This window comes from Vibrio frigidus (assembly GCF_042465995.1).
Taxonomy (GTDB): domain Bacteria; phylum Pseudomonadota; class Gammaproteobacteria; order Enterobacterales; family Vibrionaceae; genus Vibrio.
The window spans coordinates 138705-164456 of record NZ_JBCDMC010000011.1; the positions used below are offsets into that span (position 1 = coordinate 138705).

Consider the following 25752-nt stretch of genomic DNA (forward strand, 5'->3'; position numbering starts at 1 on the left):
CTTATTCCGTTGCGAATCATAACTAGGAAGGAACACGATCGTGTCTAAAGAAAAATTTGAACGTACGAAACCGCACGTAAACGTTGGTACTATTGGCCACGTTGACCACGGTAAAACAACTCTAACTGCAGCTATCTGTACTACTCTTGCAAAAGTATACGGCGGCGTAGCGAAAGACTTCGCATCAATCGATAACGCTCCAGAAGAGCGTGAGCGCGGTATCACTATCGCAACGTCTCACGTTGAGTACGATACACCAGCACGTCACTACGCACACGTAGATTGCCCAGGACACGCCGATTATGTTAAAAACATGATCACTGGTGCTGCGCAAATGGACGGCGGTATCCTAGTAGTAGCTGCGACAGATGGCCCTATGCCACAAACTCGTGAGCACATCCTACTTGGACGTCAGGTTGGTATTCCTTACATCATCGTATTCATGAACAAATGTGACATGGTTGATGATGAAGAACTACTAGAACTAGTAGAGATGGAAGTTCGTGAACTTCTTTCTGAGTACGAATACCCAGGTGACGATCTTCCAGTAATCCAAGGTTCAGCTCTAGGCGCACTTAACGGTGAGAAAGAGTGGGAAGATAAGATCATTGAGCTAGCAGAAGCGCTAGACAACTATATCCCAATGCCAGAGCGTGCAGTGGATCTACCGTTCCTACTACCAATTGAAGATGTATTCTCAATTCAAGGTCGTGGTACAGTAGTAACGGGTCGTATCGAACGTGGTATCCTAAAAGTTGGTGACGAAGTTGTTATCGTTGGTATCAAAGAGACAACTACTACGACTTGTACTGGTGTTGAAATGTTCCGTAAATTGCTTGACGAAGGTCGTGCAGGCGAGAACGTTGGTGCTTTACTACGTGGTACTAAACGTGAAGACGTAGAGCGCGGTCAAGTATTGGCGGCTCCAAATTCAATCACTCCTCATACGAAGTTTGAATCAGAAGTTTACGTTCTTTCTAAAGATGAAGGTGGTCGTCATACTCCATTCTTCAAAGGTTACCGTCCACAGTTTTACTTCCGTACAACGGACGTAACAGGCGACATCACTTTACCGGAAGGTGTAGAGATGGTAATGCCAGGCGACAACATCCAAATGACGGTTGAGCTAATTGCTCCAATCGCAATGGATGACGGTCTACGCTTCGCGATTCGTGAAGGTGGTCGTACTGTTGGTGCTGGTGTTGTTGCTAAAATCTTCGAATAATCTCGATTGATTTTGTAATAATACGTGTTTGAAAGAACATGCATTTAAAAAAGGAAGCTTAGGCTTCCTTTTTTAATGTCTGCCGTTTGTCTTTGAAAAATAAACCAATGTTGTTTGTGAGCGAATACCGAGCTAAATGAGCTTGTAGTCAATGTGAATGAAACGGAGCCGTTATTTCGAACTCACACCTAATATTATTAGTATTGATTTGAATTTATAAGAAATAAGCCATACTGTGGGTATGATTTATTTTAGAAATTAATAGTTTATTATGCGAAGAATCTTCTTTTTGTTGTTACTGTTTCTATCCGTTGGTTGCGTGCAAAAACAGGCGCAACATGCTTACTATCTCTCTAATATGTACGACTACCAACTCACTCGGTCTGGTGTTCCTATTTCCCTAAGCACTTTTGTAGATGATATAGCGACGGCGGATGTGGTTTTAGTTGGAGAGTGGCATTCTCATTCTGGTGTTCATCACTTTCAAGCGGATTTATTACAAGCACTTAATGCTGAAAATATTGCTTTCGTTTTGGCCATGGAACAGTTTTCACGAGATAAACAGTCAATAATTGATGATTACCTACAAGGGAATATTGGCGAGCAAGCTCTGATTAAACAAGGCGATGCTTGGTCTAATTACCCAAGTGATTATCGACCGCTTATTGAGTATGCAAAAAAAAATGCAGTACCTGTTATTGCAGCAAATGCACCGAATGATATTGTTCGGTGTATAAATAAAGAAGGGTTAGGCTACCTAAATAAATTACCGGATGAAAAGAGATCATTTGTCGCGCAGAAAATTGAGACGGATGATAGCCCATATAAGAAGAAGTTTATCGCCACCATGCATCATGGAACAAAAGCACAAATAGACACTCTATTTGCCGCTCAAATAACGCGTGATGAAACCATGGGGGAAAGCATAGTCACAATATTGAATAAATACCCAAACCATAAAGTGATTCTAACGGCGGGAAAATTTCACACCGAAGGCGGTTTAGGTGTTGGTGCATCGGTACATAAACTCGCTCCGGAGCGAAAGATTGTAGTTGTTGACCCGGTGTCTATAATCGCAACTGATAGCGTTGATAAATATCAACTTAATGTCCTTCCTAATCCGCCTTTATATGTCTCAGGTGAAAAGTACGACCCAAGTTTTCATTTCTTAGGGAAGAAAAATGAACAGTTGAATTGTGATTAAATAAGATATTTCTTGTGTAATTAGACTCTTACCGTTTTATGAAGTTTTTATGCTCAAAAAATGACTGCAAGATGTTGAGTTAGGTGCTAGAATCCATTTTTAACTAGCTATCAGAACTGGAAAGATGGGAAATAATGTAGTCGTTCTAGGCACCCAATGGGGTGACGAAGGTAAAGGAAAAATTGTAGACCTGTTAACAGAAGATGCAAAGTATACTGTCAGATATCAAGGCGGTCACAATGCGGGTCACACTTTAGTTATTGACGGTGAAAAAACCGTTCTCCACCTAATACCATCAGGCATTCTTCGCGATAACGTAAAATGTGTTATCGGCAATGGTGTCGTATTATCTCCTGATGCATTACTTGAAGAAATGAAACCTCTTGAAGAGCGCGGCATTCCAGTACGCGAACGCCTATTCATTTCTGAAGCTTGTCCACTTATTTTGCCTTATCACATCGCTTTAGACCAAGCGCGCGAACTTGCTCGTGGCAAGAAAGCGATCGGTACTACTGGCCGTGGTATTGGTCCAGCTTATGAAGACAAAGTGGCTCGTCGCGGTCTTCGTGTTGGTGATTTATTCGATAAAGAAACTTTTGCTGAGAAATTAAGAGAAGTGATGGATTTCCATAACTTCCAACTTGTTCATTTTTACAAAGCAGAAGCGGTAAGTTATGAAGACGTATTAGAGCAAGTGATGGGTTATGCTGACTTGCTTACTTCGATGGTTATTGATGTAACCGATGAACTTGATGCTGCTCGTAAACGTGGTGATAAAATCATGTTTGAAGGCGCACAAGGCACGCTTCTAGATATCGATCATGGTACGTATCCTTATGTAACTTCTTCAAATACAACGGCCGGTGGCGTTGCTGCTGGTACTGGTTTTGGTCCTCGTCATATTGGCTACATTCTCGGAATCGCGAAAGCATATTGTACCCGTGTAGGCGCAGGTCCTTTCCCAACGGAACTTGATGATGATGTTGGTTACCACTTAGGGACTAAAGGCCATGAGTTTGGTGCAACAACTGGGCGTAAACGCCGTTGTGGGTGGTTTGATGCCGTTGCAATGCGTCGTGCTATCCAAATCAACTCTATCTCTGGTTTCTGCCTGACTAAGCTTGATGTTCTTGATGGATTAGAAGAGCTTAAGATATGCATTGGCTACGAAATGAAAGATGGTAATGTGCTAAAAGTTTCTCCGATGGCCGCTGAAGCTTTCGAAGAAGCGACACCTATCTATGAAACAATGCCAGGTTGGAGCGATAATACATATGGTGCTACGTCACTGGATGAACTGCCTCAAGCTGCTCTTGATTATATTAAGCGCATTGAAGAGCTTACAGGCGTTCCTATCGACATCGTTTCAACAGGTCCTGACCGTCACGAAACCATAATTCGAGTTCACCCATTTAGCGTTTAACTGCTAAGGGTAAAGAAGTCTCAGTAAAAGCCGATTACATAATGTAGTCGGCTTTTTTGTGTTAACAACGAGCTCAAGTAGCGATTTAATGAGCAGAGAGGCCCATTGATAAGCGTTCAAGGATCTCTTGAGTGACTGGGGAATGGCATTTATATTAGTCACAAGCTTACTTAACTTGGTATAAGATCTGAACAAAGATCACTTTTAGGATCTATATTTGACTAAAGTGAGGCAGTAAACTGCCGATAAGTAATCACGGTATGATTAAAGAGTGCAGGTATGAAGCTGAAACTTATAGCTGCTTCCCTGTTATTAGTGCTGTCACCCCTCTCGAAGGCGAAAGCTGAGATTGCTAACGTGGGTGAACCAGTGCCTATATATACAGAAGCTGAGCTAATAAAACTGATTAACAACAACAAACACCTAGAGCGAGTAAAAGCAGATAGATGTCAGTTGGTAGAAGATATCGTTGCCCGTGCAACGAGAATCAGCTTACCGGCTTATGAACTGCTTTATGGAGACATGCTGACTTGGGGAGTTTGTGTCGAAAAAGATGTAGAATTAGGCCTTTATTATATAGAAAACGCGGCTCATCAAGGCTTACCTGCTGCCTTAGAGCAGTTAGGTCGTTACTATTCTAGAGGCACGATCGTTCAACAAGATAAAGAACGGGCGATTCCTTATCTGCGGGAAGCTGCAGCTATGGGTAATTTAAATGCGAGGATCCATTTAGCCGAATTACTCCTCCGTGATTACGGTAGCCCACTGGATTATGAAGACGCTTATCGATGGTTATATAATTCGGTTACTGCAAATAAAAGACAACATAAAAGAATTACTGTATTAAGAGATGGTTTAGCTTTGCGCATGCCGCAAAATATTATTGCGAAAGCAAAAAGGCGAGAGGTTTTTTGGTAGCTTATATAAAACGCGCCAATCTTTAAGAACATACCGTATTAAAGACGCCCTATTTAAATGGGGCGTTTGTCTTTTTAGTTACTCATTTTTCCCACACTTCTATATACTTAAAATAACTCCTATCTTGCTAAAGCAGGTTGCCCATGTCAGACAATACACCCAAAGATGAATTCGCTGATCGCGAAGCAGAAAAATATGAAAATCCAGTGCCAAGTCGAGAATTTATCACTGAATTTTTGAAACAAGCGAATGTTCCAATGAACCGAAACGATCTGTTTGAGGCGTTGAGTTTATCGGGAGAAGAACAATATGAAGGGTTGCGTCGTAGATTGAGGGCAATGGAACGAGATGGGCAGCTCGTATTCACCCGTCGTCAATGCTACGCGTTGCCTGAAAAACTTGAGATGATCAAGGGTTACGTGATTGGGCATCGCGATGGATTTGGTTGGGTTCGCCCTGAAGGGAGTGTCGGAAAAGAGAACGACGTTTTATTACCACACCATCAAATGCGAACGATCATTCATGGAGATTATGTTCTTGTTCAACCAGCAGGAACAGATAAGCGTGGCCGAAAAGAAGGTCGACTCATTCGAGTGCTCGAAGAGCGCAAAACGCAGATCGTAGGACGCTTCTTTTTAGAGCAAGGTTACTCCTATGTTGTTCCGGACGACTCGCGAATCCATCAAGATATTCTGATTCCTGAAAAAGAAAAAATGCATGCACGAATGGGTAATGTCGTCGTCATCGAGATTACCGATCGTGGCAGTCGTTCACGAGGCATGGCTGGTCGAGTAATTGAAGTACTTGGTGAGAATATGGCGCCGGGAATGGAAACGCAGATCGCTATACGTACGCATCAAATTCCCAATGTTTGGCCAGAAGCCGTCGACAAGCAAATTAAAGGCTTGGGTGAAGAGGTCCCTGAAGAAGCAAAAGTAGGAAGAGTTGATCTCACAGAACTCCCTCTAGTGACCATTGATGGAGAAGATGCGCGTGATTTTGATGACGCCGTTTTTTGTCAGAAGAAGCCAAGTGGTGGGTGGCGGTTATGGGTAGCAATTGCTGACGTAAGTTATTACGTAAAACCAGGAACGGCATTAGATAAAGAGGCGATAAATCGAGGCAACTCAGTGTATTTCCCCTCTCAAGTGGTTCCAATGCTACCTGAAGTTTTGTCAAATGGGCTCTGTTCGTTAAATCCGCAGGTAGACAGGCTTTGTATGGTTTGTGAGATGACCGTTTCTGAAACAGGTAAGTTATCAGGTTATAAGCATTATGAAGCGGTAATGAACTCACACGCTCGTCTTACCTATACCAAGGTCGGTGATATTCTCGCAGGGGATGAAGAGCTTCGAGTAAGGTATGGGGAACTTGTCCCTCACCTTGAAGAGCTATACGACATGTACAAGGTGTTGAAAGGCGCGAGAGACCAACGCGGTGCAATAGAGTTTGAAACATTGGAAACCAAATTTGTCTTCAATGCAGAACGTAAGATAGATCGCATTGAACCAGTGATTCGTAACGATGCGCACAAGCTTATCGAAGAGTGCATGATATTAGCGAATATCGCATCGGCATCTTTGGTAGAGAAACTTAAAGAACCGGCACTTTATCGCGTCCATGAAACCCCAGGGGAACAAAGGCTAACGGGCTTTAGAGATTTTCTTGGTGAGTTAGGGCTAAACCTAAGCGGTGGATTAACACCTTCGCCAACGGATTATGCTCACCTTATGCAAACCATAGGAGAACGACCTGATAAAGAACTGATTCAAACCATGCTACTGCGTTCGATGAAGCAAGCGATCTATAGCCCAGATAACGCAGGGCACTTTGGCTTAGCGTTAAAGCGCTATGCACACTTTACTTCGCCGATACGCCGTTATCCGGATCTCCTTTTACATAGAGCTATAAAATATCTTATAGCCAAGAAAGAGGGCCGTAATACTGACCGTTGGACGCCTACTGGTGGATATCATTATTCCTTTGATGATATGGATGTATATGGTGAACAATGCTCAATAACGGAACGTAGAGCAGATGATGCAACACGAGAAGTGTCTGATTGGCTTAAATGTGAATATATGCAAGATCACGTGGGTCAAGAACTCGACGGTGTTATCGCTAACGTAACTGGTTTCGGCTTCTTTGTACGTTTATCTGATTTACACATTGATGGTTTAGTTCATATATCTTCGCTGGCTAACGATTACTACATCTTTGATGCTATAGGCCAACGCCTGAAAGGTGAAAGTTTTGGTAATATTTACCGTTTGGGTGATAGCGTTAAAGTTAAAGTGCGATCTGTTAACCTTGATGATAGGCAGATAGACTTTGAATTAGTTGAAACAAGTCGTCAACCGCGTGGCAAAGGTAAAACCGCTAAGAAACGAGCGACAGAAGCAGATAAAAAAGCGCCAGCAGATAGAAAACCAGCGTCGAAATCAAAACGACGAGGTGGAAAAGCAAAAGCGATGGTTGAGCCAACCAAGCGACCTGATGGAATAACAGAAGCGGCTGGGAAACCTGAGTCAGCTGATAAAAAAAGCAAGGCTCAAAAAGTGCGAAAAAAAAAGCCAAGGTCAAAAAAAGCTAAGGCTAAAAAAACCGAAAATAATCAATCTAATAGTAAAAGCTAATTATCTAAATAAAGCATCTAAAAAGAGTAAAAAATGAGTAACGAATTTATCTACGGTATCCATGCAGTAAAAGCAGTGTTAGAGAAAGACCCTGCGCGTATTATTGAAGCCTTTGTATTGAAAGGTCGTCACGATGATCGTTTGATGCCGCTAATTAAGCAATTGCAACAGTTTGGTATTTCAGTTCAGCAAATGGGCCGAAAAGCGTTGGATGACAAAGCGCAAGGTGCAAACCACCAAGGTATTATTGGTCGCGTTAAGTCGGCGAAAACGCTGAACGAAAATGACTTAGATGAAATATTAGCGACACAAAAGCAACCCCTATTTCTTATTCTAGATGGGGTAACCGATCCTCATAACCTAGGGGCCTGCTTACGCAATGCAGACGCTGCGGGTGTTGCCGCTGTGATTGTGCCAAAAGATAAGTCAGCACCATTGACGGCTGCAGTAAGCAAAGTTGCATGTGGTGCCGCAGAAACGATTCCTTTCATTCGTGTGACAAACTTGGCTCGTACTATGCGTGCAATTCAAGAGCAAGGAGTATGGATTGTAGGTACCGCAGGTGAAGCTACGCACGACATATATCAAGCCAAATTAACGGGGCCGTTGGCAATTGTTATGGGATCAGAAGGTGACGGAATGCGCCGTTTAACTCGAGAAACGTGTGATGATCTAATTAAGATTCCAATGGCGGGCAGTGTGTCGAGTTTAAATGTCTCCGTTGCGTCAGGCGTTTGTCTATTCGAAGCAATTAGGCAAAGAAGTTAGTTTCTGTTTTTCTCGTAGGTGTTCGTAAACACCCACTGTTTGAGCTCCCTCTATTCGTTATATAACGTGCTAAATCGTATAATATTTCTAATAGGGTGGAGCCTGCTCGATATTCTAGATTCAATAGCCAAAATACCCCTTGTCATTGACACCTTTTTTCTATAATATTTGCCGTCCTTAATTCTCGGTCATTTTATACTAGTTCCTTGCTTCCCTTGGACGACCGGGCCATTTGTGGAAGCTACTAATCCGTGAGGAGCAAACATGCGAAATTACGAAATCGTATTCATGGTGCACCCTGATCAAAGCGAGCAAGTTGCTGGCATGATCGAGCGTTACACTGGTTCTATCACTGAAGCTGGCGGTACAGTTCACCGTTTAGAAGACTGGGGTCGTCGTCAAATGGCATACCCAATCAACAAGCTTCATAAAGCTCATTACGTTCTTATGAACGTAGAAGCTGGTCAAGATGTGATTGACGAACTAGAAACTGCTTTCCGTTTTAACGATGCAGTTCTACGTAACATGATCATGCGTACTAAAGCTGCAGTTACTGAGCAGTCTATTATGCTTAAACAACGTGAAGAGCGTGCAGAACGTGCTCCACGTCGTGATGATGAACGTGCTCCACGTCGTGATGACCGTGAAGAACGTACAGAAGCTAAGCCAGAAGCAGCTGAGTAATTATTATTGACCTTAGGTCGTTAATAATTCTCAACATACTTAATCAAAAATTTAAGATCAGGAGATAGCCCATGGCTCGTTTCTTCCGTCGTCGTAAATTCTGCCGTTTTACTGCAGAAGGCGTACAAGAGATTGATTACAAAGACGTAGCAACTCTTAAAAATTACATCACTGAAGCTGGTAAAATTGTACCTAGTCGTATTACTGGTACAAGCGCAAAATATCAGCGTCAATTAGCTCGCGCTATTAAGCGTGCGCGCTACCTAGCACTACTACCTTATACTGATAAGCATCAGTAATCGGTACGTTTTATTAAGAGAGAGGATTAAACAATGCAAGTTATTCTACTTGATAAAATCGGTAACCTAGGTAGCCTTGGCGATACAGTTAATGTTAAATCTGGTTATGCTCGTAACTTCCTTATTCCACAGAATAAAGCAGTTATGGCAACTAAGTCTAACATTGAAATGTTCGAAGCTCGTCGTGCTGAACTTGAAGCTAAAGTTGCTGAGCAGTTATCTGCTTCAGAAGCTCGCGCTGAGACAGTTAATGCTCTAGAAGCGGTTGTTATCGCATCTAAAGCTGGTGACGAAGGCAAACTATTCGGTTCTATCGGTACTCGTGACATCGCTGACGCAATTACTGCGGCAGGCGTTGAAGTCGCTAAAAGTGAAGTTCGTCTTCCTGAAGGCGCTCTTCGCAACATTGGTGAGTTTGACATTAGCATCCAACTTCATTCAGAAGTATTTGCTACTGTTACTCTACAAGTTGTTGCTGCTGAGTAATTTCAGTACCAGATGACTACGAAAAAAACATCAGCCATTGGCTGGTGTTTTTTTATGTCTGTTATTCAGCGTTTAGAAAATAAATAATAAGTTTACCGACAAGCTAGACTCTGTATCGCTTAAACCATTAGGCACTTTGCTATGGGATTGCTTTTCATGAACGATTTTCAAAGCAATATCATCAGTAATATTATTGATCGCACTCAATTCCGTATCCACTTTAGAGTTACTTTCACCCGTCGTTAATGTCACCTTAGCAGAAAGGGAAAAGCTATCAATTATTTGCCAGTTGGAGCTGAATTGCCCTCTAAAAATAGGCTCTTGTACGATATTTGGGAAGATAATGTCATCATCATCTAATTCATCTAGATTCGGTTCCTGATACCGGTAACCTGGCCCGATTTCTACTTCCACCAATAAGTCTTTTGAATTTACAACCTGATAACCGAGGCCACCTGATAAGGTGTAATCTTTGTAGTAGGCGCTGTGCCTAGAGTCAATGCCTTTGAATCCGCCATACAAGTAAATGCCTATACCTAATTTGTAGTCACTTTGTGCCTCATATGTCAGTTGAAATTTATCCTCTTCCCCATTTTTGTCTAGTTTATGAAGTTTAAACTCGCCGGAATGTCGGTGACGACCAGAGGTGTATTCTGCATCCACACGTGAATTTAATGCTTGAGAATCAGTATTTCCTGTATGGGACTGATAACCAAATTCAATCTCGGATTTTAACGGTGAGTTTTCGTGGTTGTCATTAAGGCTATCTTCTGCCAACGTTGATGGGCTGAAAAATAGTCCGCTTACTATCAATCCGCAAGTTCTCAATCCGTTAGCAATCCGGATGCATGGTGGGAATAACCTAAAATACACGAAATACGCTCGCTGAAAGAATGGGCATAATAGTATAAGTATGTAGCATATCTAATCGTCAATGCGATGTTAATTCTCGTTTTTTTTATTTGGGGATTACAAATGATGTAATACCGCTATAATGTGGCGCTATAACTAGTTATTGAGTATCACCATGGTCGAAATCCGAAACAAAAATATTGCCGACACCCAAGTAGACGCAATTAAGGTTCCACCTCATTCTCTGGAAGCTGAGCAGTCAGTGATAGGGGGATTGCTTCTGGATAATGAACGTTGGGATACTGTCTCAGAAAGAGTGGTAGCAAAAGATTTTTATAGTCGACCGCATCGTCATATTTTTGAAGGTGTCAAAGCGATATTAGAAGATAGCAACCCATTAGATCTTATTACGTTATCTGAGTTCCTAGAGCAAAGAGAACAGCTTGAAGAGGTTGGCGGTTTTGCTTACCTAGCGGATCTTGCCAAAAATACACCAAGTGCAGCGAACATTAATGCTTATGCAGATATCGTTGCCGAGAGAGCATTAGTACGTAACCTTATTGGTGTCGCGAATGAAATTGCGGATGCGGGCTATGATCCTCAAGGTAGAACATCTGAAGATTTGCTAGACCTTGCAGAAAGTAAAGTATTTGCCATTGCCGAAGAAAGAACAGGTGAAAATGAAGGCCCTCAAAGTGTGGATTCCATCTTGGAAAAAACGCTTGAACGTATTGAGATACTTTACAAATCACCTCAAGATGGTGTTACTGGGCTAAATACGGGTTTTGCTGACCTCAATAAAAAAACGGCAGGCTTACAAGGTTCCGACTTAATCATCGTCGCAGCTCGTCCATCTATGGGTAAAACGACGTTCGCAATGAACCTGTGTGAAAACGCGGCAATGTCTCAAGATAAACCAGTACTTATATTCTCATTAGAGATGCCCGCAGAACAGCTAATGATGCGTATGCTTGCTTCACTTTCTCGAGTCGATCAAACCAAGATTCGTACGGGTCAATTAGATGATGAAGATTGGGCTCGTATTTCTTCTTCCATGGGTATTCTAATGGAAAAGAAAAATATGCTGATTGACGATAGTTCAGGTCTAACACCGACTGAACTTCGTTCGCGTGCAAGACGAGTGGCACGTGAACATGGAGGCCTAAGCATGATAATGATAGATTACCTTCAATTAATGCGCGTCCCTTCAATTAGCGAAAATCGTACGTTAGAAATTGCAGAAATTTCACGCTCGCTTAAAGCCTTGGCTAAAGAACTGAATGTCCCGGTTGTTGCGCTTTCGCAGTTAAACCGTTCCCTAGAACAACGTGCTGATAAACGACCAGTAAACTCCGATTTACGTGAATCGGGTTCTATCGAGCAGGATGCCGACTTGATCATGTTTATCTATAGGGATGAGGTCTACCATCCAGATAGTACGATGAAAGGTATAGCTGAGATTATTCTTGGTAAGCAACGTAACGGCCCAATCGGTTCTGTTCGGCTTACCTTTCAAGGTCAATATTCTCGATTTGATAACTATGCAGGCCCTGCATTTGACGACGAATAATAAGGTTATAGTCCATGAGCTATATGAAAGCAGCCACTGCCGTTATTGATTTACGAGCACTTAGACACAACCTAGATATCATTCGTCAAAAATCGCCTAACAGTAAGTTATTGGCTGTAGTGAAGGCTAATGGCTATGGTCATGGCTTATTGAAAATCGCTCAAAATTCAGACAGCGCGGACGCGTTCGGTGTCGCTCGTATAGAAGAAGCTCTGCAATTAAGGGCGGGAGGGATAGTAAAACCTATTCTGCTTTTAGAAGGATTCTACTCTTCTCTTGATTTGCCTATTTTGACGACGAATAATATTCAGACCGCGGTTCATAGCATTGAACAACTTGAGGCTTTAGAGCAGGCAACACTCGAAACGCCAGTCAAAGTATGGGTTAAGCTTGATAGCGGTATGCATCGACTTGGTGTTAGGCCGGAACATTTTTCTGACTTTGTTGATCGAATTAATCGTTGCGATAATATTGCCAAGCCGATTCGTTTTATGAGCCATTTTGCCTGCGCTGATGAACGACAAAGCCCAGTCACGTTAGAGCAAACGAAATTATTTCTAGAACTAACCGAACCGTATGAAGGTGAACGTTCGATTGCGGCGTCAGCTGGTATTCTTGTGTGGCCGGAAAGCCGCTTAGAATGGAATCGCTCCGGGATTATTATGTATGGTGTGTCACCGTTCTCAGACGATGACGCGACAGATTACCACTGCAAGCCTGTTATGACCCTTAAATCATGCTTAATTGCTGTACGAGACGTTAAGGCGGGTGAAAGCGTGGGTTACGGTGCTATCTGGACCAGCAAACGTGATACTAAGATCGGGGTTGTCGCAATTGGATACGGTGATGGTTATCCTAGAACGGCTCCGTATGGAACACCCGTTTGGGTTAACGGTAGAATCGCGCCTATTGCGGGGCGAGTATCAATGGACATGCTTACTATCGATCTTGGGCCAGAAGCAATAGATTGCGTAGGCGATGAGGTCATTCTATGGGGAGCGCCACTGCCAGTGGAAAACGTCGCGAAACATATCGGTACGATCGCCTATGAACTGGTTACTAAGTTAACTCCTCGAGTTGAGATGCAATATCTCACTGAGCGAAAGGAATGAAAGCTTTAACCTTCCTTGTCAGCCTCATTTCATCTTTTATTTTATTGGTATGCAGTACACCTGCATACAGTAATGGTTGGCCAAATTGGGTTCCAGATTCTGCTGTTGTTCCCTTCTTTTTCACCTCGGATTCCATGGGTAATACCGTTGGTGTTGCTGGTGTAGCGACGGGTATTCTACAACCCCAGATGAGTCTATTGGTCATGGGGCTCTATTCTGACAAAGATACTTATGTTACTTACGGCGCACTTGCTAATTATCAAGCGCCTGGAAACTGGCTATTAGGCGTTGAATTGTATAATGGTAAATTTGTAGATTACGATTATTACCTTGGAGATCAAGGCAACAATAACTCCTCGTCATTGGATGTAACAGAGACAACAGGTATTGAAGAGAAGTATCGTTTTTCTTTTCGATATATTTTGCCGTGGGGAGAAGGTAAAAACCTTGGTGTAGCAGCGGGGTATACGCCTAATCGAGAGGTCAAAGGATCAAACCCATTTACAAGTGGTGTTAGCTCATTTGAAATCCAACCTTTTTTTGCCTCTAGAGAGTTAAGTACAAACGACCAAAGTGCCGAAGAAACGTGGGGAGTTAAATTAGAATTTGATTGGAATAATCAGAATGATAATAGGAACCCAACAGAAGGGTCTAGAACGCAAGTCGAAGTAACCTATTCTCCAGAATATAAAAACGATAGCCAATGGGCGGTAGTGGCCTTACATAATAGTCAGTACTGGGATATCGGCCCCCTAAACGATTTTTTCAATAAGCAAGTTCTGGCATTCAGTGTTTATACGGCAGATACCCCGACATGGAATAATTGTTCAAACAATCAATGCCAACGCCCTCCTGAATATGAAAGTGTAAAGCTTGGTGGATTATTTCGATTGCGAAGTTTTACTGCCGGGCGTTTTCATGGTCGATCTGCTATCAGTTACACCGCGGAATATAGAGTGATGCCTGAATGGCAACCCTTGGGTTCATGGCCAGTATTCAGCCTATATAATGTGCCATGGTGGCAATGGGTCGCGTTTACGGATGTAGGACGAGTAGCAGATGAATATGACTTAAAGACCCTGCATGAAGATATGAAATGGAGCGCCGGTGGTGCGATTCGTTTTCAAGTAGAGGGCGTCGTTGTTCGTACTGAGGTTGCATGGGGAAGTGAAGATAGTATTTTTCGTGTAATGGTGAATCAACCATTTTAATGTTATCGGAGGCATCAATAGAACCTCCGCTACGAATAGAGTTTACGGTTATTCTCCAGAAATTGTCGCAATGATGGTTCTTGAACCGCCATACTCTCTATGTTCTCCTAAATAGATACCTTGCCAAGTACCCAGAGCCAAGTTTCCATTACTGATAGGGATGGTAATACTGGCACCAAGTAGTGATGCTTTTATGTGTGCAGGCATATCATCATCTCCTTCATATATGTGCTGATAATAACTCGCTCTTTCTGGCACAAACTTATGAAAGTGACTTTCCATATCGGATCGTACCGTTGGATCTGCATTTTCATTAAGTGTCAAACTTGCTGAGGTATGTTGAATAAACAGATGAAGAAGGCCTATTGAAATGGCCGAAATTTCTTGAACGTTTTGCTGGATTTCATCTGTAATGAGATGAAAGCCCCTGCTTTTAGGTTGTAAGTGAATTGTCGCCTGTTGCCACATAGGAAAGTTACTCAACTTTATAGAAAGTACTTTAAATTATAACGCCGAACAGGTAAAACTAGTGATCAAATTGAGAACTGATGTAACTCAATACTAAATCTGTGCAGTTACGTCATAATCTCACTCTAATTATAATAAAAGAGCCAATTGAGACTGTCGATCGTTGAAAATACGGCTTTCAAAGTGAGTTTTCATCGAAATAAACGCTCATTTTTCAATAACGAGAAAATTTTATTTTTAATTTGGCTATTCAGTTATCGTAGAAATTCGTCTACGTTTAATTGAATTTAACCTACTGTGGCATCGGGACAGAGACTATGTTGAAAAATATTAATCCAACGCAAACAAAGGCTTGGAAGGCTTTAACAACGCATTTTGAATCAGCACAAGATATGGAGCTTGATACGTTATTTGCATTAGACGAAGATCGTTTTGAAAACTTTTCTACTAAGTTTGGTGACGACATTCTGGTTGATTACTCAAAAAACTTAATCAATCAAGAGACAATGGAAAAATTGTTTGCTCTTGCCGATGAGACAGAATTGAAGGCAGCAATCGACGCGATGTTCTCAGGTGAGAAAATCAACCAAACAGAAGGACGCGCAGTATTACATTGTGCTCTTCGTAACCGTAGTAACAAACCAGTCATGCTAGAAGGCAAAGATATCATGCCTGATGTAAATGCGGTTTTGACAAAGATCGAAGGCTTTACCGATCGCGTTATTTCAGGTGACTGGAAAGGCTATACAGGCAAAGCGATTACTGATGTTGTAAACATTGGTATCGGCGGTTCGGACCTTGGCCCTTATATGGTAACAGAAGCGTTAACACCTTATAAAAACCATTTAAACATGCACTTCGTTTCGAATGTTGATGGTACTCATATCGTAGAAACATTGAAAAAAGTGAATCCTGAGACAACATTGTTCTTGGTTGCATCAAAAACATTTACTACTCAAGAAACGATGACAAACGCGCACTCAGCACGTACTTGGTTCCTTGACTCTGCGGGTGACGAAGCCCACGTAGCGAAACATTTCGCAGCGCTTTCTACAAATGGAAAAGCAGTAGCAGAGTTCGGAATTGATACTGAAAACATGTTTGAATTTTGGGACTGGGTTGGTGGTCGTTACTCACTTTGGTCAGCCATTGGTATGTCCATTGCACTTTGTGTCGGTTATGATAATTACATTGAGCTGTTGGCCGGTGCTCACGATATGGATAATCATTTTTCTGACACTGCATTTGAGAAAAACGTCCCCGTTATTCTTGCTTTGATAGGTCTTTGGTACAACAATTTCCATGGTGCAGAATCAGAGGCAATCTTACCTTATGACCAATATATGCATCGTTTTGCGGCCTATTTTCAACAAGGTAACATGGAGTCGAATGGTAAATACACTGATCGCAATGGCGAAGCTGTTGACTACCAAACAGGCCCAATTATTTGGGGTGAACCTGGTACAAATGGACAACATGCGTTTTATCAGTTAATTCACCAAGGCACTAAATTGATTCCTTGTGATTTCATTGCGCCTGCAATCAGCCACAATCCAGCCGGTGATCACCATCAGAAACTGATGTCTAATTTCTTTGCTCAAACGGAAGCCCTTGCTTTCGGTAAGAGCAAAGAACAAGTAGAAGCTGAATTTATCGCAGCAGGTAAAACAGCAGAAGAAGTCAAAGACCTTGTACCATTTAAAGTGTTCGAAGGTAATAGACCAACTAACTCTATCTTGGTTAAACAAATTACCCCCCGTACACTAGGCAACTTACTTGCCATGTATGAGCATAAAATCTTTGTTCAGGGTGTTATTTGGAATATCTTCTCATTTGACCAATGGGGTGTGGAGCTTGGTAAGCAGCTAGCGAGCCAAATTCTTCCTGAACTAGCCGATGAATCACCAATCGATTCACATGACAGCTCAACAAATGGTCTAATTAACGCATTTAAAACGTACAAAGCTTAATAGATGAGATGTTAAATAGCTTGTTCCTGTTTATCGAGAGCAAGCTATTTACGCATTACGTTTTGGAAAACAAAAAAAGGTTGATGTATCACATCAACCTTTTTTATTTTTGGTTTTAAAAATCAGTTTTATTCAAAACAAATCTCAATAAACGCGTTACCCCATTCGGAGGTGAAAGGCATTATAATTATTGCCCCGTCGCATTTATGGCGAATAGTATGCCCTTTACCGGATACAACGATAGGGGTCGCCATATCAAATTCAAAGCCACTATCAGATAAAATTCGTTTCGCTCCACCAGTAACCATATTTGTGATTTCACCCACCATATCAGTGACTTCTTCATTAATACCGTTTGGACGTTCACCCAGCATATTCTGCATGATCTCTAGTGCGAGACCTTCATCAAAAGTAATAGACATCGAGCCTTTACTTTTGTCACCGACCATACCAATCAGACCAGATACATCACCACGAGCGATTTCATCTTTTTTGACTCTCGGTTTTAGCGGTTTCAGCTCTAGGGAGGCCATTGTTTTTAATACGTTCATCAAAGAAGCTAAAAACGGGTTTACAAATTCAGCGCGCATAACACTCTTTCTTATTGTTTCATGATTGAAAGACACGCTTTACAAGTACCGTGTGTTTCAAGGACATGATTTGTTATTTTGAACCCGTGCTTTTCGGCATTGCCAGCAAGCAAGGTCATCAGATTATCATCTTGTAGTTCAGCAACATTACCACACTGGTCACAAATTAGAAGTTGGGAGTAATGCTCATTTTGACCACATGAGCAACAGGATATAAAGCTATTATTAGATTCAACTTTATGGATGAACCCTTGTTCTAGCAAAAAATCTAGTGCTCTATATATTGTTGGTGGCTTAGCTTGAGGTTCACTCTTTTTTAGTTGTTCCAGCAGATCGTAAGCACTTGATGCACTTTTATTGGTGCAAATCAGTTCAAATACTCTTTTTCTCTGGGGTGTAAATCTAACCCCTCGAGCCTCACAAATACCTGATACATGCTCAAGTAACATAATGTCCAAATCAGCCACCTTTAAAACTGGACTTTTATAATAATACACTAATTTTCCAAACATAATACTTGGAAAGCAATTCATACCCTAAGCGAAAGGTAATGAGGGATCAAGTTAATCGAAAATCAAAATTAATATTTAAGGTAAAAATGCTAGCCTTCTCTAGATCTCTTATGTTTATGGGAAAACCAAATTACAAGTGAGAGGAATGACTTAGCGTATACTTTCTTTTTAGAGTTTTGCTTTCTCTGTGTATAATGCGCGAACTCTTTTTAACGATTACCTTAAACCTTAAGTCACCGCTTTATCGTTGACGTGTTTTGATGATGCAGTTCGTCATTGTCCTGCTTTCAATAAAGGAGGACTTTAAGAGCGTTATAGAAAATAACTCAGGTAAATTTTGGGTAGTTTGTGGCTTTATTACGTAACATATTTTGAGACTAAATCTTAATGAACACCGATAAACCCAGTAAATACGCTAGTTCACGCTTCTCCATTGCGCCCATGCTCGATTGGACGGATAGGCATTGTCGGTACTTCCATCGCTTGTTGACTCAAGAGGCGTTGCTCTATACAGAAATGGTGACAACAGGCGCGATCATTCATGGCAAAGGTGACTTTTTAGCTTATAACGAAGAGGAGCATCCTCTTGCGTTACAGTTAGGAGGTTCTAATTCGGCTGATTTAGCTGCCTGTGCAAAATTGGCGCAAACACGTGGTTATGATGAGATTAATCTGAATGTAGGTTGTCCTTCTGATCGTGTTCAAAACGGACGTTTTGGGGCCTGTTTGATGGCAGAGCCCGATCTTGTTGTTGATTGTATCAAAGCAATGAAAGATGTGGTTGATATACCAGTTACCGTTAAAACTCGCATTGGTATTGATGATTTGGATTCCTATGAGTTTTTAACTACTTTTATTACTAAAGTGCATGAACTTGGTGGTTGTAATGATTTTACTATCCATGCACGTAAGGCGTGGTTAAGTGGTTTAAGCCCGAAGGAAAACAGAGAGATTCCACCTCTAGATTACGAAAGAGCGTATCAGTTGAAACTGGACTTTCCACATTTGAATATAGGCTTAAATGGCGGAGTGAAAACATTAGAAGAATCCATTGAGCATCTAAAGCATGTTGATGGTGTTATGGTTGGTAGAGAAGCCTATCAGAGCCCTTATATTCTTGCTCAAGTTGATCAACAAATTTTCGGACGAGAAAAGCCAATTAAGAAACGCAGTGAAGTGGTCCATGAAATGTACCCTTATATCGAAAGCCAATTAGAAAACGGGGCTCAGTTGGGGCATATCACACGTCATATGTTGGGGCTTTTTCAAAGTATGCCTGGAGCGCGTCAATGGCGTCGTTACATTAGTGAAAATGCGCATAAAAAAGGGGCAGGTGTTGAAGTGGTAGAAACGGCATTAGCAAAAATACCAAAAGAACTTAACGTGTAAATTTCACCATATTGGTGGTGAAATTTACCAGTAAAAAAGCAATTAACCACCAAGGCTCATGTTGATAGTTCTTTATTACTTGATATGTAAGAACTTTTATTTAAATAAAATGTGGCTTGGATCCTGCTATGTTATCTACCAATCCCATGTTTAATCGAATCAATCAGGTGTGGGAATCTACGGGAGAGTGTTATGTTCGAATTACTATTTTTTATCATGTTTATCGGTATCCTATTTTTTACTGGGCTTAGTATGATGACGGTGTTTATTGCACTAGGCGTTTCAATATTTGTCATGTTTTTGATGGGTATGGTCGGTTTTATAATTAAATTGTTGCCTTGGATTATTGTGATCGCAATTGGTGTGTGGGTTTACAAAAATTACATTGTGTCTGCTCGTTAATGGATTGAACCTGTTGAATTTCTATATTATTAACTATGCTAGTATCAAAGAGTTACTGAAGGGTTAATGAAAGGGAGATTGAAATGGTACAAATGGGACAAAAGTTGTTGTTTGGCTGTGTAATGGCACTGTTTGCTCAATCGGCAATGGCAGACGATTTTTACCGTGGTGAGGTTGGTTTAGATTATTGGTGGGGAAGTACTAAGGTCAATGATGTACGTTATGATGAAGACAAAACGCCTTTCTTAACCCTCATATTAGAAACCGATCTCCCATACGCTCCGCATTTCAAGTTTAGATACAGTGAAATTGATTCTCAGCAAACGGCTTTTGATAAATATGATTTTACGTTTTATTACGATGTTATAGAGCACGATACTTTAGCTCTCGATCTTGGTATTAATGCATCAAATTACCAAAATAGTCGATATACCTATTTAGGTACGGATGAAAGTTTCAATATGACAACATGGGGCTTATACGCGAATGGAGCAATAGGTATCCCCAAGACCGATATCGATATCATAGGGCAGTTCGATTTTTATAATAGTGGCAATAAAAAAACAGCCGACTTTATTGCAGGCTTCGAATACACCCTTGCTCTACAGACGGTGGATGTTGCTTTGAGAACAGGGTATCGAGTCATGGACTACACTTTCTATGAAGATAAAGAGAATGAGGCGACGGTATTCGTAGATGGTTGGTTTATTGGTGTCAGTGTTATTTTGTAGATAACAACATTGTTTGATTTTTAAAGCATCACGTTATTACGTGGTGTTTTTTTATACCTGTTAGTAATAAAAACTAAAAATTATTTAACATATGTAAGCTTATGAGCCATGCTTAATTTACGTGTTACAGATAATATTCACTCGAATGCGGCATTATTTGGCTAATGGGCGATAAGGAAAGTTGCTATGACGCTGACAGAATTAAGAACGCTATATAGGGAAAATCAGCTTATCGAAGCCATTATCGAACCTTCGGTGCAAGATGGAAGCTGGATAGTTGAATTTAGACATGCTCATGGTGGGCTTGTGTTATTGACCGACTCTGAAGGTGAAGGATGTCAATATCTTGATTTGGATTTGGCTTCTAAATCGGCAATGGCCGTTGGATTTAATCAAGTTAGGGTTGAACAAAAATAACGAAATACCGCTTTTTTAAGCTTCCTTATCTCAAAAAGTTATAAAACATGAACTTCTATTCTTTCTTGTTATTAGCGTGAGTGGTTAATCTATAGTCACGCAACTAATAGGAATGTCGTGACAATGTTATCGAAGGAACTCTCAGCACTAGCAAGTCCGCTAAATGACCAACAAACAGGTCAGTTAAAACAAGCCATATCAGAACTGTCTCCCCAGCAGTTAGCTTGGGTTAGCGGTTATTTTTGGGGTCTAAGTCAGACTCAGTCTTCTGAAGTAAATGCACCGAATATCCAAACATTGGCTGAAAATGGCTCTGAGCCAACGGGCAAGCTATCTATTATTTTTGCATCCCAAACAGGTAATGCAAAAGGTGTTGCGGAGTCCATTAAATCGGCAGCAGAAGCTCAAGGTATCGCTGTAAAGTTATTTGATGCAAGTGATTATAAAGGTAAGAACCTAGCTAAAGAAACACATGTGATTTTTGTGGCCTCGACCAATGGTGAAGGTGAACCGCCAGATAATGCCATTGAATTGCATGAATTCTTGCAATCGAAAAAGGCACCAAAATTGGATGGTTTACAATATGGCGTTGTCGCTCTAGGTGATTCAAGCTACGAGTATTATTGTCAAACGGGCAAAGACTTTGATACGTATTTAGCCAAATTGGGAGCAACTTCATTTATCGAGCGACTTGATTGCGATGTTGATTATGATGAATCAACGGAACAATGGAGTACTGATGCATTAAGTAAAGTTAAAGAAGCGTTATCTAGTTCCATTTCTTTTGGAGCCGTTCAGACGCTGAATTCTACCCAGACGGGTCTTAGTCTTTATACAAAACAGAGCCCATACACAGCTTCTCTGCTGACCAATCAAAAAATTACAGGTCGTGATTCTGGTAAAGATGTCCGTCATATCGAAATCGATTTGGATGGTTCAGGTATCACTTATCAGCCAGGTGATGCTCTGGGTGTATGGTATGAAAACGGAACGGATCTTGTTGACGCGGTTCTTAATCAAGTTGGACTCTCAGGTGTTGAGAGTGTGAATGTATCAGGGGAAAGCGTATCACTTCGTGATGCACTTATTTCCAAATTTGAAATTACTGCGAGTAACCCGCAACTTGTCACTAAATATGCAGAGCTTTCAGGTAGCAAAAAGTTACAAAAACTTGTTGAAGATAAAGATAAGTTACGTCAATACGCATCGAATACTCAGGTGATTGATGTACTTACTGAAAAGAAAACAAAGCTATCAGCTGAAGAATTGGTTGGGCTTTTCCGCAAAATAACACCACGCCTCTATTCTATCGCTTCAGCTCAAACCGAAGTTGAAGATGAAGTCCATTTAACCGTTGGACTTGTCGAGTATAAAAAAGGTGAAGAACAACGTCATGGTGGAGCATCAGGTTTCCTTTCACAGCGCCTTGAAGAAGGGAGCAAAGTGAAGGTATTCGTTGAGAACAATAATAACTTTAAATTACCAGCGGACGATAATGCACCGCTTATCATGATAGGGCCTGGTACTGGTATCGCGCCATTCAGAAGTTTCGTGCAGGAACGTGATAATAGAGGTGCTGAGGGTAAGAATTGGTTATTTTTTGGCGATAGAACCTTAACGCAAGATTTTCTTTATCAGGTTGAATGGCAGAAACACCTTAAATCTGGTCTTTTGACAAAGCTAGATGTCGCTTTTAGTCGAGATCAAAAAGAAAAAGTCTATGTTCAAAATCGGCTATTAGAAAATGCAGAACAGGTTTGGCAATGGATTGAACAAGGCGCATATATCTACGTATGCGGAGACGCGACTCAAATGGCCAAAGATGTTAATGATGCGCTAATTACTATTGCTAAAGAGCATGGTCAGCTAAGCCAAGAAATCGCAGAAGAATTTATCAACAATTTACGCAAGCAGAAGCGTTATCAGAGGGATGTGTACTAATGAATGAGCAAGTAGTAATAGGTGAAGAATTAGGACCTCTTTCTGATAATGAGCGCCTTAAAAGAGAGAGTAACTTCCTTCGCGGAACAATTAAATTGGACTTGAAAAACCAAATTACTGGTGGGTTTACAAATGACAATTTTCAGCTAATTCGTTTTCATGGCATGTATCAGCAAGATGATAGAGATATTCGTGCGGAACGTGCAAAGCAGAAGTTAGAGCCATTGCATAATGTCATGCTTAGAGCGCGTATGCCGGGTGGAATTATTTCTCCGCAACAATGGTTAGCCATAGATAAGTTTTCAGATGAGCACACCTCTTATGGAAGCATTCGACTCACAACAAGGCAGACATTCCAGTTTCATGGTGTCTTAAAGCCAAACATTAAGTTAATGCATCAAACACTTAATGCCATTGGTATTGACTCCATTGCTACTGCTGGTGATGTTAATCGGAACGTACTGTGTACTAGCAACCCGATTGAATCGGAATTACATCAAGAAGCTTATGAGTGGGCGAAGAAAATAAGTGAGCACTTGTTACCAAAATCCCGTGCCTATGCTGAAATTTGGTTAGACGGCGAAAAAGTTGAAACGACAGACGAAGAGCCGATCCTCGGAAGTAACTATCTGCCTCGTAAATTCAAAACCACAGTGGTTATTCCTCCAAACAACGATATTGATGTTCATGCGAATGACCTTAATTTTGTGGCCATAGCAGAAGATGGAAAGCTTATAGGGTTTAACGTACTTGTTGGGGGTGGACTTGCTATGACGCATGGCGATACTTCTACATACCCAAGAAAAGCGGACGACTTTGGTTTTATCTCTTTGGATAAAACGTTAGACGTTGCCGCTGCGGTCGTTACGACCCAGCGTGACTGGGGGAATCGATCTAACCGTAAAAATGCAAAAACCAAATATACCCTAGATAGAGTGGGTATTGACGTGTTTAAGGCGGAGGTAGAAAAAAGGGCGAATGTTCAATTTCTAAATAGTCGTCCGTATGAGTTTAAAACACGCGGAGATCGTATTGGTTGGCTAAAAGGAATTGACGGTAAGTATCACCTATCTCTATTCATCGAAAACGGCCGATTACTTGATTTTCCGAATAAGCCGCTAAAATCAGGTGTGGCTCAAATAGCCAAGATTCATAAAGGTGATTTTCGAATGACCGCGAATCAGAACCTAATTGTTGCAGGAGTGACGGCTGACCAAAAAGACAAAATTGATGCTATCGCTCGCGCTCATGGATTAGTTGATGACACAGTTTCACTTCAAAGACAAAACTCTATGGCCTGCGTTGCTTTTCCCACTTGTCCATTAGCGATGGCGGAAGCGGAGCGAATCCTGCCTCAATTTGTTACCGATGTTGAAGGCATTTTGAAGAAACATAGCCTTCCAGAACAAGACAACATTATTCTAAGAGTGACGGGGTGTCCAAATGGCTGTGGCCGCGCAATGTTAGCGGAAGTTGGTTTAGTCGGTAAGGCACCAAGCAGATACAATCTACATATAGGCGGGAATAGAGCTGGGACTCGGGTGCCAAAGATGTATAAAGAGAACATCACGGACAAGCAGATTCTAGAAGAGTTAGATACCTTGATCGGTAGGTGGGCAATAGAACGTGACGAAAATGAGAGTTTTGGTGACTTCACCATACGAGTCGGAATTATCGAGGAAGTGATTATCTCTAAGAGAGACTTTTATGCGTGATACTTTTAATGCAACGCTTAACTTACGTGAACTGTTAGCACTAAATAAGGTGGAACAAAGCCTGAAATTGGCTGAAATTAATGGTGAGTTAGAATTGCTATCAGCTCAACAGCGTGTGAGGTGGGCAATAGAAAACCTATCTGGGAACCATGTAGTCTCATCGAGTTTCGGTGTTCAAGCCGCAGTGATGCTGCACCTATCGAATGAGATTAAGCCAGACATTCCCGTAATCTTAACCGATACAGGTTACTTGTTTCCTGAGACTTACCTTTTTATCGACGAGCTGGCAGAAAAGCTGAATCTAAACCTGAAGGTTTTTCGTGCAATAGAAAGTTCGGTTTGGCAAGAAGCGAGACACGGTAAATTATGGGAACAAGGCGTAAGCGGAATAGAGAAATATAATAAGATAAATAAAGTCGAGCCTATGAGAAGGGCACTCAATGAACTTTCAGCGAAGGTTTGGTTTTCTGGATTAAGAAGAGAGCAATCCAGCTCTCGGGCAAACCTGCCCATCTTGTCTATACAAAATGGTGTGTTCAAGTTTTTGCCCATCGCAGACTGGACTAATAAAGACGTGCACTACTATATAGTAGAAAACGGCCTCTCATATCATCCGTTACGAGATCAAGGTTACTTGTCTGTCGGCGATACTCACACGACAAAAAAGTGGGAAGCGGGAATGACAGAAGAAGAAACACGATTTTTCGGGCTGAAAAGAGAATGTGGACTTCATGAAGACGACGACTTCCAAGAAGCTGGTTCAGGCATATAAATGATTATTTTATAATCAGTTTATAATAAGTCTGTGGATAACTTGTTAGCCACCTATGAGTAAAATGGTAAAAATGACACGTAGAATAGGAATTAGATTCAAGTGTCATTTTTTCTTCAAAAAAGGCAAAAAAAGTATTGCCAAAGATAATTCGTTCTCTATAATGCGCCTCACTGACACGGTAGAGCCCACAAGGCTTTGCGGATAAATCAGTAAGACGAGCAGCTTGAAAAAGCCTTCGAAATTAAAATGAAAAAGTATTTGACTCTTCACTTTAAATCGCTAGAATGCACGTCCGCTTCAAGGAAAGCTTTACAGCAACCGAGAAGTAACGCTCTTTAACAATTTAAACCTATATCAATCTGTGTGGGCACTCGTTGATGACAATCGAAGATGATTCTCTGCCTTAGGGCACGAAATCAACAACGGTTTCAATGAACTGAGTGACCTAATTTGA

Annotated in this window: 24 protein-coding genes; 20 read left to right on the forward strand and 4 right to left on the reverse strand. The window is 41.3% G+C overall.

Annotated elements, in window-relative coordinates:
* The first annotated feature begins 40 nt into the window (after positions 1-40).
* The 9 genes from tuf to rplI all read left to right on the forward strand — a co-directional run bounded on the left by tuf (position 41) and on the right by rplI (position 9643).
* Positions 41-1225 carry an elongation factor Tu gene (gene tuf, locus AACW90_RS18385; protein ID WP_275134997.1) on the forward strand — a complete coding sequence of 395 codons (1185 nt, stop codon included), beginning with the start codon at positions 41-43 and terminating at the stop codon, positions 1223-1225.
* A 271-nt stretch (positions 1226-1496) separates the two neighbouring features.
* Positions 1497-2429 (forward strand): ChaN family lipoprotein, encoded by a 933-nt coding sequence (locus tag AACW90_RS18390; RefSeq protein ID WP_390237309.1) that lies wholly within the window; start codon positions 1497-1499, stop codon positions 2427-2429.
* A 124-nt stretch (positions 2430-2553) separates the two neighbouring features.
* Positions 2554-3852, forward strand: a complete 1299-nt coding sequence (locus tag AACW90_RS18395; RefSeq protein ID WP_390237311.1) for an adenylosuccinate synthase — start codon at positions 2554-2556, stop codon at positions 3850-3852.
* A 279-nt stretch (positions 3853-4131) separates the two neighbouring features.
* Positions 4132-4770 carry a flagellar protein MotX gene (motX, locus tag AACW90_RS18400; RefSeq protein ID WP_390237313.1) on the forward strand — a complete coding sequence of 213 codons (639 nt, stop codon included), beginning with the start codon at positions 4132-4134 and terminating at the stop codon, positions 4768-4770.
* A 143-nt stretch (positions 4771-4913) separates the two neighbouring features.
* Positions 4914-7406, forward strand: coding sequence for a ribonuclease R (rnr, locus tag AACW90_RS18405; protein ID WP_390237315.1), 2493 nt, complete (start codon positions 4914-4916; stop codon positions 7404-7406).
* A gap of 33 nt (positions 7407-7439) precedes the next feature.
* Positions 7440-8174, forward strand: coding sequence for a 23S rRNA (guanosine(2251)-2'-O)-methyltransferase RlmB (gene rlmB, locus AACW90_RS18410; RefSeq protein WP_390237317.1), 735 nt, complete (start codon positions 7440-7442; stop codon positions 8172-8174).
* A 264-nt stretch (positions 8175-8438) separates the two neighbouring features.
* Positions 8439-8858 carry a 30S ribosomal protein S6 gene (gene rpsF / locus AACW90_RS18415; protein ID WP_195704507.1) on the forward strand — a complete coding sequence of 140 codons (420 nt, stop codon included), beginning with the start codon at positions 8439-8441 and terminating at the stop codon, positions 8856-8858.
* 71 nt (positions 8859-8929) lie between these two features.
* A complete protein-coding gene (rpsR, locus tag AACW90_RS18420; RefSeq protein ID WP_000090471.1) occupies positions 8930-9157 on the forward strand; it encodes a 30S ribosomal protein S18 in 228 nt (75 codons plus the stop codon).
* 33 nt (positions 9158-9190) lie between these two features.
* Complete coding sequence (gene rplI / locus AACW90_RS18425; protein ID WP_390237349.1) at positions 9191-9643, forward strand: 50S ribosomal protein L9; 453 nt, start codon at positions 9191-9193, stop codon at positions 9641-9643.
* A 72-nt stretch (positions 9644-9715) separates the two neighbouring features.
* Here the strand turns inward: rplI and AACW90_RS18430 are convergent, their stop codons facing one another.
* Positions 9716-10456 carry a DUF481 domain-containing protein gene (locus tag AACW90_RS18430; protein WP_390237351.1) on the reverse strand — a complete coding sequence of 247 codons (741 nt, stop codon included), beginning with the start codon at positions 10454-10456 and terminating at the stop codon, positions 9716-9718.
* 214 nt (positions 10457-10670) lie between these two features.
* Between AACW90_RS18430 and AACW90_RS18435 the strand changes: the two genes are divergently transcribed.
* Genes AACW90_RS18435 through AACW90_RS18445 form a run of 3 tightly spaced genes read left to right on the forward strand, consistent with a single transcriptional unit; the run spans position 10671 to position 14388 of the window.
* The gene (locus AACW90_RS18435; protein WP_195704504.1) at positions 10671-12065 is read left to right on the forward strand and encodes a replicative DNA helicase; all 1395 of its coding nucleotides are present in this window, start codon (positions 10671-10673) and stop codon (positions 12063-12065) included.
* A 14-nt stretch (positions 12066-12079) separates the two neighbouring features.
* The gene (gene alr / locus AACW90_RS18440) at positions 12080-13177 is read left to right on the forward strand and encodes an alanine racemase (RefSeq protein WP_390237354.1); all 1098 of its coding nucleotides are present in this window, start codon (positions 12080-12082) and stop codon (positions 13175-13177) included.
* Entirely contained in the window at positions 13174-14388 is a 1215-nt protein-coding gene (locus AACW90_RS18445) for a BamA/TamA family outer membrane protein (protein ID WP_390237357.1), read from the forward strand. The genes alr and AACW90_RS18445 overlap by 4 nt, the downstream gene beginning before the upstream one ends.
* Before the next feature lie 48 nt (positions 14389-14436).
* Here the strand turns inward: AACW90_RS18445 and AACW90_RS18450 are convergent, their stop codons facing one another.
* The gene (locus tag AACW90_RS18450) at positions 14437-14856 is read right to left on the reverse strand and encodes a secondary thiamine-phosphate synthase enzyme YjbQ (RefSeq protein WP_390237393.1); all 420 of its coding nucleotides are present in this window, start codon (positions 14854-14856) and stop codon (positions 14437-14439) included.
* Between the two features lie 317 nt (positions 14857-15173).
* On the opposite strand from AACW90_RS18450, the gene pgi reads away from it, so the two are divergent.
* On the forward strand, positions 15174-16826 hold the full coding sequence (pgi, locus tag AACW90_RS18455; protein ID WP_390237360.1) for a glucose-6-phosphate isomerase: 1653 nt from the start codon (positions 15174-15176) through the stop codon (positions 16824-16826).
* Between the two features lie 128 nt (positions 16827-16954).
* Here the strand turns inward: pgi and AACW90_RS18460 are convergent, their stop codons facing one another.
* The gene (locus tag AACW90_RS18460; protein ID WP_195704499.1) at positions 16955-17416 is read right to left on the reverse strand and encodes a chemotaxis protein CheX; all 462 of its coding nucleotides are present in this window, start codon (positions 17414-17416) and stop codon (positions 16955-16957) included.
* A gap of 11 nt (positions 17417-17427) precedes the next feature.
* Positions 17428-17865 (reverse strand): zinc uptake transcriptional repressor Zur, encoded by a 438-nt coding sequence (zur, locus tag AACW90_RS18465; protein ID WP_390237396.1) that lies wholly within the window; start codon positions 17863-17865, stop codon positions 17428-17430.
* A gap of 450 nt (positions 17866-18315) precedes the next feature.
* Between zur and dusA the strand changes: the two genes are divergently transcribed.
* The 7 genes from dusA (at position 18316) to AACW90_RS18500 (ending at position 25295) form a co-directional block, all read left to right on the forward strand.
* The gene (gene dusA / locus AACW90_RS18470; protein WP_390237363.1) at positions 18316-19317 is read left to right on the forward strand and encodes a tRNA dihydrouridine(20/20a) synthase DusA; all 1002 of its coding nucleotides are present in this window, start codon (positions 18316-18318) and stop codon (positions 19315-19317) included.
* Positions 19318-19509: 192 nt separating this feature from the next.
* Positions 19510-19719, forward strand: coding sequence for an envelope stress response protein PspG (gene pspG, locus AACW90_RS18475; RefSeq protein WP_195704496.1), 210 nt, complete (start codon positions 19510-19512; stop codon positions 19717-19719).
* A gap of 83 nt (positions 19720-19802) precedes the next feature.
* Positions 19803-20450, forward strand: coding sequence for a TIGR04219 family outer membrane beta-barrel protein (locus tag AACW90_RS18480; protein WP_390237366.1), 648 nt, complete (start codon positions 19803-19805; stop codon positions 20448-20450).
* A gap of 186 nt (positions 20451-20636) precedes the next feature.
* On the forward strand, positions 20637-20867 hold the full coding sequence (locus tag AACW90_RS18485) for a hypothetical protein (RefSeq protein WP_195704494.1): 231 nt from the start codon (positions 20637-20639) through the stop codon (positions 20865-20867).
* 123 nt (positions 20868-20990) lie between these two features.
* Complete coding sequence (locus tag AACW90_RS18490) at positions 20991-22808, forward strand: assimilatory sulfite reductase (NADPH) flavoprotein subunit (protein ID WP_390237369.1); 1818 nt, start codon at positions 20991-20993, stop codon at positions 22806-22808.
* The gene (gene cysI / locus AACW90_RS18495) at positions 22808-24523 is read left to right on the forward strand and encodes an assimilatory sulfite reductase (NADPH) hemoprotein subunit (protein ID WP_390237372.1); all 1716 of its coding nucleotides are present in this window, start codon (positions 22808-22810) and stop codon (positions 24521-24523) included. Before AACW90_RS18490 ends, cysI begins: the two co-directional genes overlap by 1 nt.
* Complete coding sequence (locus AACW90_RS18500; RefSeq protein ID WP_390237375.1) at positions 24516-25295, forward strand: phosphoadenylyl-sulfate reductase; 780 nt, start codon at positions 24516-24518, stop codon at positions 25293-25295. Before cysI ends, AACW90_RS18500 begins: the two co-directional genes overlap by 8 nt.
* Positions 25296-25752 lie beyond the last annotated feature (457 nt).

Bases quoted from the DNA above. Each gene is read 5' to 3' on its own strand.
- AACW90_RS18390 (WP_390237309.1), top strand. From the start codon at position 1,497: ATGCGAAGAATCTTCTTTTTGTTGTTACTGTTTCTATCCGTTGGTTGC.
- AACW90_RS18395 (WP_390237311.1), top strand. From the start codon at position 2,554: ATGGGAAATAATGTAGTCGTTCTAGGCACCCAATGGGGTGACGAAGGT.
- motX (WP_390237313.1), top strand. From the start codon at position 4,132: ATGAAGCTGAAACTTATAGCTGCTTCCCTGTTATTAGTGCTGTCACCC.
- rnr (WP_390237315.1), top strand. From the start codon at position 4,914: ATGTCAGACAATACACCCAAAGATGAATTCGCTGATCGCGAAGCAGAA.
- rlmB (WP_390237317.1), top strand. From the start codon at position 7,440: ATGAGTAACGAATTTATCTACGGTATCCATGCAGTAAAAGCAGTGTTA.
- rpsF (WP_195704507.1), top strand. From the start codon at position 8,439: ATGCGAAATTACGAAATCGTATTCATGGTGCACCCTGATCAAAGCGAG.
- rpsR (WP_000090471.1), top strand. From the start codon at position 8,930: ATGGCTCGTTTCTTCCGTCGTCGTAAATTCTGCCGTTTTACTGCAGAA.
- rplI (WP_390237349.1), top strand. From the start codon at position 9,191: ATGCAAGTTATTCTACTTGATAAAATCGGTAACCTAGGTAGCCTTGGC.
- AACW90_RS18435 (WP_195704504.1), top strand. From the start codon at position 10,671: ATGGTCGAAATCCGAAACAAAAATATTGCCGACACCCAAGTAGACGCA.
- alr (WP_390237354.1), top strand. From the start codon at position 12,080: ATGAGCTATATGAAAGCAGCCACTGCCGTTATTGATTTACGAGCACTT.
- AACW90_RS18445 (WP_390237357.1), top strand. From the start codon at position 13,174: ATGAAAGCTTTAACCTTCCTTGTCAGCCTCATTTCATCTTTTATTTTA.
- AACW90_RS18450 (WP_390237393.1), bottom strand. From the start codon at position 14,856: ATGTGGCAACAGGCGACAATTCACTTACAACCTAAAAGCAGGGGCTTT.
- pgi (WP_390237360.1), top strand. From the start codon at position 15,174: ATGTTGAAAAATATTAATCCAACGCAAACAAAGGCTTGGAAGGCTTTA.
- AACW90_RS18460 (WP_195704499.1), bottom strand. From the start codon at position 17,416: ATGCGCGCTGAATTTGTAAACCCGTTTTTAGCTTCTTTGATGAACGTA.
- zur (WP_390237396.1), bottom strand. From the start codon at position 17,865: ATGTTACTTGAGCATGTATCAGGTATTTGTGAGGCTCGAGGGGTTAGA.
- dusA (WP_390237363.1), top strand. From the start codon at position 18,316: ATGAACACCGATAAACCCAGTAAATACGCTAGTTCACGCTTCTCCATT.
- pspG (WP_195704496.1), top strand. From the start codon at position 19,510: ATGTTCGAATTACTATTTTTTATCATGTTTATCGGTATCCTATTTTTT.
- AACW90_RS18480 (WP_390237366.1), top strand. From the start codon at position 19,803: ATGGTACAAATGGGACAAAAGTTGTTGTTTGGCTGTGTAATGGCACTG.
- AACW90_RS18485 (WP_195704494.1), top strand. From the start codon at position 20,637: ATGACGCTGACAGAATTAAGAACGCTATATAGGGAAAATCAGCTTATC.
- AACW90_RS18490 (WP_390237369.1), top strand. From the start codon at position 20,991: ATGTTATCGAAGGAACTCTCAGCACTAGCAAGTCCGCTAAATGACCAA.
- cysI (WP_390237372.1), top strand. From the start codon at position 22,808: ATGAATGAGCAAGTAGTAATAGGTGAAGAATTAGGACCTCTTTCTGAT.
- AACW90_RS18500 (WP_390237375.1), top strand. From the start codon at position 24,516: ATGCGTGATACTTTTAATGCAACGCTTAACTTACGTGAACTGTTAGCA.